Origin of the sequence: Aliamphritea hakodatensis (assembly GCF_024347195.1) — a bacterium.
Lineage (GTDB): Bacteria > Pseudomonadota > Gammaproteobacteria > Pseudomonadales > Balneatricaceae > Amphritea > Amphritea hakodatensis.
Window position 1 is genome coordinate 4,480,422 of the sequence record NZ_AP025281.1, and the last position, 12,300, is coordinate 4,492,721.

The 12,300-nt window shown below is 51.9% G+C and carries 11 protein-coding genes; all 11 read right to left on the minus strand.

What is annotated here, in order from left to right:
• Positions 1-4: 4 nt before the first annotated feature.
• On the minus strand, positions 5-1,951 hold the full coding sequence (locus PCI15_RS20320) for a hypothetical protein (RefSeq protein WP_271271743.1): 1,947 nt from the start codon (positions 1,949-1,951) through the stop codon (positions 5-7).
• Positions 1,948-2,721: a ParA family protein gene (locus PCI15_RS20325; protein ID WP_271271744.1), complete on the minus strand. Its 774-nt coding sequence runs from the start codon at positions 2,719-2,721 to the stop codon at positions 1,948-1,950. Before PCI15_RS20325 ends, PCI15_RS20320 begins: the two co-directional genes overlap by 4 nt.
• Positions 2,721-3,695: a flagellar motor protein MotB gene (locus PCI15_RS20330; RefSeq protein WP_271271745.1), complete on the minus strand. Its 975-nt coding sequence runs from the start codon at positions 3,693-3,695 to the stop codon at positions 2,721-2,723. The genes PCI15_RS20325 and PCI15_RS20330 overlap by 1 nt, the downstream gene beginning before the upstream one ends.
• A 16-nt stretch (positions 3,696-3,711) precedes the next feature.
• Positions 3,712-4,452, minus strand: coding sequence for a flagellar motor protein (locus tag PCI15_RS20335; RefSeq protein ID WP_271271746.1), 741 nt, complete (start codon positions 4,450-4,452; stop codon positions 3,712-3,714).
• On the minus strand, positions 4,452-5,633 hold the full coding sequence (locus PCI15_RS20340; protein WP_271271747.1) for a protein-glutamate methylesterase/protein-glutamine glutaminase: 1,182 nt from the start codon (positions 5,631-5,633) through the stop codon (positions 4,452-4,454). The genes PCI15_RS20335 and PCI15_RS20340 overlap by 1 nt, the downstream gene beginning before the upstream one ends.
• A 61-nt stretch (positions 5,634-5,694) precedes the next feature.
• Complete coding sequence (locus PCI15_RS20345; protein ID WP_271271748.1) at positions 5,695-7,845, minus strand: chemotaxis protein CheA; 2,151 nt, start codon at positions 7,843-7,845, stop codon at positions 5,695-5,697.
• A 12-nt stretch (positions 7,846-7,857) separates the two neighbouring features.
• Positions 7,858-8,661: a protein phosphatase CheZ gene (locus tag PCI15_RS20350; protein ID WP_271271749.1), complete on the minus strand. Its 804-nt coding sequence runs from the start codon at positions 8,659-8,661 to the stop codon at positions 7,858-7,860.
• Between the two features lie 9 nt (positions 8,662-8,670).
• On the minus strand, positions 8,671-9,042 hold the full coding sequence (locus PCI15_RS20355; RefSeq protein ID WP_446680454.1) for a chemotaxis response regulator CheY: 372 nt from the start codon (positions 9,040-9,042) through the stop codon (positions 8,671-8,673).
• 81 nt (positions 9,043-9,123) lie between these two features.
• Complete coding sequence (locus tag PCI15_RS20360; RefSeq protein WP_271271751.1) at positions 9,124-9,834, minus strand: RNA polymerase sigma factor FliA; 711 nt, start codon at positions 9,832-9,834, stop codon at positions 9,124-9,126.
• Between the two features lie 18 nt (positions 9,835-9,852).
• A complete protein-coding gene (locus tag PCI15_RS20365; RefSeq protein WP_271271752.1) occupies positions 9,853-10,677 on the minus strand; it encodes a MinD/ParA family protein in 825 nt (274 codons plus the stop codon).
• A gap of 24 nt (positions 10,678-10,701) precedes the next feature.
• On the minus strand, positions 10,702-12,270 hold the full coding sequence (flhF, locus tag PCI15_RS20370) for a flagellar biosynthesis GTPase FlhF (protein ID WP_271271753.1): 1,569 nt from the start codon (positions 12,268-12,270) through the stop codon (positions 10,702-10,704).
• Positions 12,271-12,300: the final 30 nt, after the last annotated feature.

A 12,300-nucleotide genomic window follows, 5' to 3' on the forward strand; every position in this document is an offset into this window, starting at 1 on the left:
GCTATTATAACGCCTCTTCCAGCTGTTTACACAAGGCCGGAATATCAACAATCGCACACTTATGCGCCATGCTGGTACCCAGCAGCCACGGACGGCGGCTCTTATCTGTATTTAACGTTACCTCATCCATACTGATAATCTGCGCGGTCACCATCCTGTCGTAGGTCAGTGCCCAGGGCTTACCCTGTAACAACAGAATCTCATCATAGGTGGCATTATGTGGCTCATAGGTCTCCGGAATCAGCCACATTGCTGTATCCACGACATCAATCTTAAAGTTCAGATCCAGGAAACTGCCCAGTACCCAGTCGTACTGATCATCAAGGACAAATGACATATCAGCAATGTGCCGTGGCTCCAGCACATGTTCCAGCGGCATTGCTAACATCAGGCCATGCATTTCCACAATGATGCACTGCATGTCTTCAGCCGGCGTGGTATCCGCCACTTCCGGTGCCGGCGCAAGTTCCTGTGCGCTCTCTTCCAGTTCAGCAGGAAACTCAATATCGGATGCCTCTTCATTCACGACAAGCTCTTCAGCAGGCATTTCAGTACCCATGGCATCCATATCTGCTTCGGCCGCCATTGCCGCAGCAAACTCTGCCGCCAGGTCATCTTCTGATAAAGGGTCTTGCTCGGCTGAAGGGTCTTGCTCGACTGAAGGGTCTTGCTCGACTGAAGGGTCTTGCTCGGCTGAAGGCTCTTGCTCGGCTGAAGGGTCTTGCTCGGCTGAAGGGTCTTGCTCAGCCATTACCGGAGAATCATCGCTCAGATCAAAATTGATCTCTTCTTCATTCACCACTGCATCGACAACGTCCAGAATATCTTCAGAGGCAGTTTCTGCAGCCTCCGGCTCTGTTACCGGCGCGGATGCCTCCTGAACCTGACCATGGGATGAGAATTCCTGGGCAATTTCTTCAATTTTCTGAATCACCGCTTCGGCCACCGAATCGTCCGATACAATTTCCGCCAATTGCGATAACAAAGCCGCTATATCATGATCATCATGATGATCTTCCTGAGGCGGCTCAGTCACTGGCTGCATATTGGTAATATCTTCAACATAGGCATCCAGATCCGCCGATGCTGATATATCTGTTTCAGCTGCAATCTCTGCCGCAGAGTCTTCATCGGGCAGTAACGCCTCAAAGCTACCTGCGGAGTCTTCAGACGGCAGCAATGCTTCAGGCCCAGTGGCAATTTCCGGGATATCCTGTAAGACGCTTACCGGTTCAGCCCCACTGGCATCTTCAAACGGATCAGCATCATACTGATCCAGCTCTTCATGCAGCAGCTCCGCAGCAACGCTGATCGGATCATCAATTGTAGATATGCCGTCTTCAGCAGCCAGATCCTCAGGTAAATCCGCAAGAGGTTCCTCTGCTGCGGGCTGTTCACTGTTAACCTCAGCAACAGGTGCATCAAATTCAGGGATTGCCTCTGCTTCTGCCTCTGCTTCTTCTGCCGCCTTCACCGACTCAATGGCATGCAACGCTGCGTCCAGCGCTTCTTCACTTTCCGGCTGTATCTCAGCCACACTTTCAGCAGGCACCGTTTGCTCTTCGCCGGCCAGCAAATCTTCAGCCTGATCCACAAACTCAACAGACACATCATCTTCAGTTTCATACTCAGCCAACGGTATTTCTGCTGACAAGACCGTTGCTGAATCAGACGCAGCACCAGGCGCTTCAGAATCGTTGTCGTCAGATAACACGGCGACTTCTGCCGTCTCCTGGTAAAGCTCTTCTGCTTCGTTCAGCAGAGCAGGCGCTTCAGGCTCTGCCGCAGTTTCATTCACAGACAGCTCCGCTTCAACAGCAAGCGGCTCTGCAGCCTCCTGTTCTGTATGCATCTCAGGCTGTTCGGCTGCGGCTTCCGGGTCGGTCAGCAGGGCGTCCAGATATTCCTGCACCATTTGCTGCTGGCGATTGCTCCATGGGGTATCTGTCATTTTTCTGACCTCTCTCCAAGCACGCGCAGAATCCGGCTGTAAGCCTGTACACCGGCACTGCTGTCATCCAAAGCAGAAGGTGTCACACCTTTTGAGCTGGCCACACGGAAGCGGGCATCTACAGGAACGACCGTACTGGCCATCTGCTCAGGGTAGCGCTGATGCAGTTCACGCAGACAATTCACTGACGAAGCCACCGAGCGGTCATAGAATGTCGGGATAAGGGTGAATTCAAGTTTCCGCTTACGGGCACGGTTAACCATGTTGATGGTGCGCAACATACGGTCCAGCCCCTTAAGTGCCAGATATTCTGTCTGCACCGGCACCAACAGGTGCTGACAGGCCGCCAGCGCATTGATCATCAGCACACCCAGTACCGGCGGGCTGTCGATCAGCACCACATCATAACGGTCCTTAAGTAAGCGTAACGCTTTCGCCACCTGCAGCCCCAGTCCTTCCTGCCCCACGGCTTTACGCTCCAGGGTAGCCAGAGCGGTCGTCGCCGGCATCAGGTCGATCTGCGGATCAGTGGTCGGCATAAGGATATTGTCGACACGGTTAAGCGAGACCTGCGATTGCATAAACAGATCATATACGCTGTTTTCCAACTCATCCGGGTCATATTTAAAATAACTGGTCATCGAGCCATGGGGGTCCAGATCCACCAATAAGACCCGTTTTCCTGCATCGGCCATTAAACCAGCCAAAGCGACAGCCGTTGTCGTCTTACCAACACCGCCCTTCTGATTTGCGATTGCCAAAATCTGCATTACTGTTCTGTCTCCACCGGCGTCGTGACGGGCTGAGTCAGCCTGTCCACCTCAAGCTCATTGCGAGGGACTTTACGCCTAAAAATTACTTTACCGTCTTCCGTTTCAACCCGTTCCATATCAGCAGGGGTCGCCCGGTCTTCAACAAGCACGGAGCTAACTGCGTCCTCACTCACCTGCTGGCTGCCAAAGGCTGCCACTACCCGCTGGGTTTTGCGGTCACGCGATACAACGATAACCGCCCGGCGATTAATCCGCCGGCCATCTTCAGTGCCATTATCGCGCACCGGCTGATACTCACCAAACCCTACAGCAGCCATACGGTGTGGCTCAACACCATTAAGCTCCAAAATGCGCACAATTGACGCCGCCCGCGCTGCTGACAGTTCCCAGTTAGATGGAAATTCATCGGTCGAGATATACTGATCGTCAGTGAAACCTTCAACATGGATTGGGTTTGGATATTCTTTCAGTATTTCGGCAACGTCTGCAAACAACGGATCAATGCTGATCGGTGGCAGTGCGCCCCCTTCCGGAAATACCAGATTCGCCCCAAGTTCAATGGCGACCCAAAGATTATTACTCTGAACTTTGAGATGTCCGTCCCGGATCAGCTTTTTAAACTGCAACTGGGTTTTATCGGCAATTTCACCGAGAATAACGCTGTTTTCCGGCTTCGGAGGGACAATTTTAACAGTCGGGCTGTGTGAATCTGATTCACCGCCATCAAAAATACCGATACCGATAGAATCGGCCTGCGCCTCCTGATTGGCAGGCCCTTCAAACTGATCCGTCTCAAAGCCTGCGAATACCCCTGAAAGCGCAGACGAAATTTCTTTATATTTCTCTTCATTGACCGATGAGATTGCGTACATCACGACAAAGAAGGCAAACAGAATCGTGATAAAATCCGCATAGGAAATTATCCACCGGTCGGTCTGTGAACTGTCATCCTGTACTCTGCGACGGGGCATCTGATACCTCTTACAGTTAGCTGAGGTAGCCCTGCAAACGTTGCTGAATAATACGCGGGCTTTGCCCTTCGGCAATAAACAGCAGACCTTCCAGCATCATTTCCTGATAATGAAACCGCTGTTGAACCAGCGCGCGAATTTTATTGGCAACCGGCAGGAAGAAAAGGTTAGCAATACCCACACCGTAGACAGTTGCCACAAAAGCTGTCGCAATCCCGGCACCCAGTTCATCCGGGCTGTCCAGATTAGACATCACGTGAATAAGCCCCAGCACAGCCCCTATAATTCCCAGCGTGGGAGCGTATCCCCCCATACCTTCAATGACCTTGGCGCCCTGAATATCACGGTATTCCCGGGTCACCAGCTCCGCTTCAAGAGAGGAACGGATAACATCCACCGACCGGCCATCCACCAGCAACTGCAGCCCGGACTGAATAAACGGATCAGCCTGCTGATCAATTTCTCCTTCAAGCCCCAGCAAGCCTTTACGGCGGGCCGTGGCACACCAGCCAACGATCTGGCTGATACCATGTTCAAAATCCAGTTTATTTTTGCCAAATGCCCAGCCCAGCAAAAACATGCCCCGCTTAAAATCCTCACTGGGTGACTGCACCAGTGACGCGGCAAATGTTCCACCAATGACAATAAGCGCCGCCGGAATATTTATAAGCTGATCCAGATGGCCGCCGTCTAAATAATTTCCGCCAATAACGGCTAACAGCGCCAGGACTAACCCGCCAATGCTGACCAGATCCATCAACGCCCTCCCTTGTTCTTCAACAGCTGTCCGATATCATTCAGTTTCAGGATGTGATCCGCAACACCGGCATTGATCACGGCCTTAGGCATACCAAAAATTGTACAGGTAGACTGATCCTGCGCCCAGATGTGGCTGCCTGCCTGCTTCAGCAGCTTAGCCCCTTCAGCACCGTCAGCTCCCATGCCGGTCAGCACGATCCCTAGCACATGTTTACTGTGAATCTTTGCCGCTGATGCAAAAGTGACATCAACGCTTGGCTTATACGTTACCCGTTCATCACTTGGGAATACTTTAACCCGGTCTCCCCGGCCGGGCTCAAAAATCATCTGGCTGCCACCCGGTGCGAGATAAGCATGCCCCGGTTTCAGTACGTCGCCGTCTTCGGCTTCTTTAATATTAATCTGACAGATTCCGTTTAAACGCTGGGCAAATACCGACGTAAAGGTCTTCGGCATATGCTGCACCAGCAATATCGGATAAGGGAAACTGGCCGGAATTGAGGGCAGTATGTCCTGCAACGCAGCAGGACCGCCGGTTGATGATCCGATAACCACCACTTTACAGGCAGGAAAGGCAACCCGATTAACAGAATCGTGACCGCCGGCTGCCGGTGCGGCAGGAGACGGCGCAGCTGAAGCTGCAGCAGGTGCCGTACCGGGTGAAGCAGTTGCTGTTCTTGAAGCCGTTGCCGCAGGCCGTGCCAGACCCGGTGACCGTGCAACAGGTGCAGAATCGGCGCGGCTGCTTAACGATGTTGCCCGGCGGGGCGGATGAGAACGGTGCCGGTTACCCAGCGCCAGTACTTTTTCAACCACCTGAGCAGAAACGTCGCTTTCTTTCTCAATCCAGAGTTTGGCGTCTTTTTCCAGATAGTCAGCGGCACCGGCATCCAGCGCCTCAAGTGTTACCCGTGCACTTCGACGGGTAAGAGAAGATAACATCAGGATCTGACAGGGCGCATCCTTCATAATGCCCTTAACCGCTTCAATGCCATTTAAAACCGGCATTTCCACATCCATCGTCACCACATCAGGATTCAGCTGTACCGCCTGCTGAATGGCCTCACGGCCATTTTTAGCCGTACCTACAATCTGTATACGCCGGTCCTGGCGCAAAATCTGGCTAATGCGGTTACGAAAGAAAACAGAATCATCAACAACAAGAACCCTAACCGCCATCCATTCCTCCGGCGACAAATGATACAGAGAGCCATGCCCAGGAAGGCATGGCATAACTCATTTAAGACGCATAATGCTTAAGTAAGTTAGGGATATCAATGATCAGCGCAATGCGGCCGTCACCGGTGATCGTTACACCTGAAAGACCCGGCGTTCCATACAGAACACTGCCTAACGGTTTAATAACAACCTCTTCCTGACCCACCAGCTGATCAACAACAAATGCCACCTGAACAGTACCGACATTGGCAATAACCACATGGCCCTGATCCGGCAACTGATCGCCCTGGTGTCCGTCAACCAGCCAGCGCTTAAGATGGAACAGCGGCAATGCGCGGTCACGCACTACAATCGCCTGCTGACCATCAACCACGTTAATCTGAGTCAGATCCAGACTGAAGATTTCATTCACATTCACCAGCGGTAATGCGAACGCCTGATCTTCCAGCAGCACCATCAGTGTCGGCATGATTGCCAGTGTCAGCGGTACCTGAATTTCAATCCGGGTGCCTTCACCCAGCGTGGAATCAATTTCCAGCTTACCGTTAAGCTGAGAAATCTTGGTTTTAACCACGTCCATACCGACACCGCGGCCGGATACGTCAGATATTTCTTCTTTAGTTGAGAAACCGGCTGCAAAAATCAGATTGAAACATTCCTGATCGCTCAGGCGATTGGCCGCTTCAACATCCAGCATCCCCCGCTCAACCGCAAGACGACGCAGCTTGTTTGGATCCATACCGGCACCGTCATCTTCGATAACCAGCAGAATATGATCACCTTCCTGCTCCGCAGAAAGCAGTACGCTACCTTCACGCGGCTTCTCACGGTTAACCCGCTCATCCGGCATTTCAATACCGTGGTCAATCGAGTTGCGCACAAGGTGAATCAGCGGGTCCGCCAGTGCTTCTACCAGGTTTTTATCCAGATCGGTATCTTCACCGCGCAATTCCAGTCGTACTTCTTTATTCAACTGACGGGACAAGTCACGTACCAGACGCGGGAAGCGACCAAAGACCTTCTTCACCGGCTGCATACGGGTTTTCATCACCGACATTTGTAAATCACCGGTCACCATATCCAGTGAAGCCAGCGCTTTAGTCAGCTCGGAGTCTTCGTTATCAGCGCCCAGACGTACCAAACGGTTACGAACCAATACCAGCTCACCAACCATGTTCATGATCTGATCGAGCAGGCGGGTATCAACGCGAACATTGGTCTCAACATTCGCTTTCTTTGCATCCGCGGCTTTTGCCGGCGTCGCTTTCGCCGCCACCGGCTTAGGCTCAGGCTTAGGTGTATCGGTAAATGCTCCCTGTCCTTTTGACTGAAGATCATCCAGCAGGTTTTCAAATTCCTGTTCGGTGATCAGATCATCCTGAGCAGTACGGGCTGATGCAGGGGTTTCCGCTTTGGCTGGTTCCACTGCCGGGGCTGCTGCCGGCGCAGCCGTTGCTTGCTTAACAGCCTGATCCAGTAACTGGTCGAACTCAGAATCAGCCATAGAACTGGTAGCCGCTGCAGCAGGGCTTGCACCCGGTGCTCCTGAAGGCCCGTGAAGCTCATCCATCAGGGAATCGAATTCATCTTCAGTGATCAGGTCACTTTGCGGCCTTGCAGCAGAGGTAACACCCGGTGCGCCACTGCCGTGCAAATCATCAAGCAATGACTCAAATTCATCTTCGGTAATCAGATCAGATCCAGCCGCAGCAGGTGCGTCTTCGGCTGCCGACATACCGGAAACCATTTCATTAAACTGCGCGCCCAGATCAGCCGCCGGTTCAGCCGCAGCCGCCGGTGCCGGCGCATCCACTGCAACGCTCTGCCCAGCAGCCAGAGCGTCAAGCCGGGCAATCAGATCAGCAGGTGCCGGTTCCGGATTTTCTCCGCCGCGAACATCTTCAAACATTGCATTTACAGTATCGAGGGCCTGTAATACAACGTCCATCAAGGCCGCGGAGACTTCTAAGTCATCATTACGCAGCATGTCGAAAAGATTTTCCGCACTGTGACAGCAGTCAACCATAGGCTCAAGCTGTAAGAATCCGGCGCCACCTTTAACGGTATGGAAACCACGGAAGATCGCATTCAGCAACTCCCGGTCTTTCGGATTCTGCTCGAGATCAACTAACTGTTCAGACAGAAGCTCAAGGATTTCCCCCGCTTCTACCAAAAAATCTTCCAGTATTTCCTGATCAACATTTAAAGCCATTGCCTACCCCTGTTAAAAACCTAAACTGGAAAGGAGGTCATCCACATCATCCTGGCTGGAAGCAACTTCATCATTATCTTTTGCTGCCATTTGTGGGCCTTCAGCCATTATTTTTTTCTGTTTAGCCAGCGCTTCTGCGTCAGCCGTCATACCGTCAATACCATTCAGGCGATTAACTCTGGAAGCAACTTCCATCAGGCTAACCAGCTGTGACTCAATGTCGGTAACCAGCTGAATAACACGTTTAATCAGCTGTCCTGTTATGTCCTGATACTCCTGCGCCAGTAAGATATTTGTCAGACGCTCTTTCAGCTCAACCAGGGCATCTGAGTTATCAGTCGCATGCTGGCAGGCAAGCTTATACAGGCCTTCCAGCTCAGGTTTGTCCTGCTGAACTTTATCGAACTCTTCCAGCAGCCGCTGACGGCGGCGGAAACCTTCTTCCAGCTCGGATACAAGGTTCAGTGAAATATCAACACTGTCAATTGTCTTATGAGCATTGCTTTCAGTCAGCTCGATGACATATGACAAACGGTCACTGGCATCAGATATTGAAGCAATGTGCTCTTTGGAATCCTGCAACATCGCATTGCTGCTGACATCATCGGAAAAACTGACGATGGCATTATGCAGTGAGCGGGTCAGCGTACCGACTTCGTGATACAGCGCCTGATGACGTTTTTCATTCAGGTCGTGGATCAGCGTCATTGCTGCACCAACATCTCCGTTTGCCAGATGTTCCACAAGCTTGTCAGCATCCTGCTTCAACTCAAGCTCAAAACCACTTGCTCCCTTATTCTCTATCGTCTCAGACATAGCCGCCACCTAGCCCAGCCGTTCAAAAATCTTATCGATTTTTTCTTTCAGCACTGCAGCGGTAAACGGTTTAATTACATAACCATTTACACCCGCCTGAGCCGCCTCAACTATCTGGTCGCGCTTCGCTTCCGCAGTCACCATCAGAACAGGGATATGCTTCAGGTCCGGATCAGCCCGCACGGTTTTAAGCAAATCGATACCTGTCATGATTGGCATATTCCAGTCTGTTACCAGAAACTCGATATTGCCGCTTTGCAGAATCGGTAAAGCAGTCTTACCGTCATCGGCCTCAACAATATTGGTAAACCCCAGATCACGGAGCAGATTTTTGATGATACGTCTCATAGTAGAGAAATCATCTACCACAAGTATTTTTATGTCTTTCTTCAAGACTATCCCTCCATCAGGAAAACTATCTGACTGTCGCTAGCCAGCGGTGTCTATCCATCAGACTGCCAGCTATTGCCAGTCTCTTAACCGACTTCGCAAGCGTAACGCTGCCTGACTATGAATCTGGCTTACTCTGGATTCACTGACACCCAGGATCTGACCGATTTCTTTTAAGTTCATTTCTTCGTCGTAATACAACGACAACACTAATTTTTCCCGCTCCGGCAAACCTTCAATTGCCGTTGCGATTGCCTGAACAAATCCCAATTCTTGATATTCATCTTCAGGACTTAAATTCTCTGCGGCGATATTTTCGCCCGGACCGTCTTCCTGCGGACCAATCAGCTTTTCAAAGCTGAACAGCCGGCTCTCAGCGGAGTCCTTCAATAATGCGTGATATTCAGTGATAGTGATATTTAATTCGGCGGCAACCTCCCCATCTTGGGCATCTCTGCCTGTACGGGATTCAATTGCCTGAATTGCTTCGGAAACCCGACGGCCATTACGGTGCACTGAACGGGGTGTCCAGTCCCCCCGACGAACCTCATCAATAATGGAACCGCGGATCCGGATACCGGCATAAGTTTCAAAACTTGCGCCTTTGGTGGGATCGTATTTTTTGCCGGCTTCAAGCAAGCCAACCATGCCGGCCTGAATCAAATCATCCAGCACAACGTTTGCAGGCAAGCGCGCCAGCAGATGATGCGCGATACGTTTTACCAACGGCGCATATTGCTCGATCAGCTCCTGACCCGACTTAAACTGTAACTGGTTATACATATTTGCTCTTCTGACTTGTCAGCGTTGATTTGCCCCTTTAACCAATCGCTCAACAAAAAACTCCAGATGACCACGGGGTGAAGATGACACACCCCAATCATCTACTTTTGCCGCCAGCTGCTTATATGCCAACGAGGCCTTACTCTTTGGAAACGCTTTTAAAACAGCACGTTGCTGCTGTACACCTTTACGGACTGACTCATCATAAGGGATTGATCCCAGGTATTGAAGCGTCACATCCAGAAACCTTTCTGCCACTGTCAGCAGCTTACTGTATATATTCCGACCTTCCTGCTCTGAACGTACCATATTGGCAAGTACCCGAAACCGGTTCACCTGATAATCACGGTTCAGCAGCTTCATCAGCGCATATGCGTCTGTAATAGAGGTCGGTTCATCACACACTACCACGACAACTTCCTGCGCCGCTTTGACAAAGCTCACTACTGTGTCCGAAATACCTGCCGCGGTATCTATAATCAGTACATCCAGCTGATCTTCGATATCACTGAACGAATGAATCAGTTCTGAATGCTCATGCGCACTCAGCGTCGTCATCGCCTGTGTCCCGGAAGCGGCGGGCACAATGTGGACATTCTCACCGACTTCGATCAGCAGATCCCGTAATGAACAGTCTCCGGCGAGCACGTCCGTAATGTTCTGAGTTGCTTTTACACCCAGCAACACATCCACATTCGCCAACCCCAGGTCAGCATCCATCAGCACCACCCTGCGACCAATCTCCCCCAGCGCAAGACTCAGGTTAACTGACACATTGGTTTTGCCAACGCCGCCTTTACCCCCGGTAACTGCGACAACTTTCACCGGGTGCGGACTAGTCATTATGTCTTCCTATCTGATATCCCATCAATCAACCCACTGCCCATTTTGTGAAAGTTTATCCTGACGCCGGTCCTGCGCCATACGCTGATTACGGGAAACGCGCTGCGCTGTCACGACTGCACGGCTGACCAGATCCCGCTTGTGGGCCACATCCAGATCATCCGGCACCCGCTGACCATCGGTCACATAGGTAACAGGCAAACCGTTATCAACGATAAGCTCGATTGCCTCACCAAGATTTCCGGATTCATCTAACTTACTGAGAATACAGCCATTAAGCCCCATTCGGCTGTAGGTTTCATAGGCATTCTCGATGACATGCCGTTGGCTGGAGCAGGAAAGCACCAACAGCTTTTTCATCCGCACACTGACACTTTCCAGCATATCAAGCTGAGCCTGGGTATGCGGCTCATGCGCACTCATACCTGCAGTATCAATCAATACCAGCCGCTTATTGCGCAATGACAATAAAACCTCATCCAGACTGTGATTTTCATCAACCACCCGCACCGGAATGTCCAGAATCCGGCCAAAAGTAAGCAATTGCTCATGCGCTGCTATACGGTATGAGTCAGTCGTCACCAGCGCCACACTGGAACTGCCATGCTTCAGAACATAGCGCGCAGCCAGCTTACCAATCGTGGTGGTTTTCCCCACACCGGTCGGCCCGACAAAAGCAATCATACCGCCACGCTCAACGAAGTCGCCACCAATCACCGGAATCGACTCACTCAGACGGGACAATGTATCCCGCCAGCCATCATCCACGCTTTCAGCACCTTCCAGCTTTATCAGTTGACGGCGCAGATGCGGCCCGATGCCAAGTTTCTCAAGACGGTGCTCTACCCGTTTATGCAGCACGCTCTCTTCAGGCTCTGAAGGTTCTTCCGCTCTTTGCGGCGCAGGTGCCGCCACAACGTTGGGCTCTGCTGTACTTTTGGGCTGGGAAACCTGCTGTAAGAGCAGTGATTTGAGCGTATCAATTTCGGCCCGCATCGAAGCCACCTGAGGATCAGGTGCCGGCGGACTGTAGCTAGGCTCCTGCCGCACAACCGGTTTGGCCTGCGCGGCATATTCATCTATACCCGGGGCTGGCGGAGGCGATACCGGTGAAATAGCAGGCGCGACAGAACCTGGCTGCCGCCCCTCATTGCGCTCAAAATTTCTCGCGGCCTGCTGCGCCTGACGCTGTTTCAGGGTATCCAGTATCCCGTCCAGCCCCGGATCTTCGACCTGCTGATTTTTTGCCTTTGCAGGTTCTTCCGCACCGGCCTGAGCCGCCGCAATTCTGGCCTGCGCCTTACGCAACTCATCAGCCAGATTACTTTGCAGCTTAGGACTGGCTTCCCGGGCAACCTGACGCTGAGCCTGCTGCTGTTGCTGCCGTTGCTGCTGTTGTTGCTGTTTTTCTAACGCCTGTTTACGTTTGAAGGCTTCCTGCGCAGCTTCATACTCGTGCTCGTGGGCGGCAACAACCTCTACCCCTCCGGCAACCCGATGATTAGACACAATGACAGCGTCAGGTCCGATTTCCTCTCGAACCCTCTGCATCGCTTGTCGCATGTCCGGCGCAAAAAAACGTTTAACCTTCATAACCGTTCCTGTATATCGGCCATCCCCTGG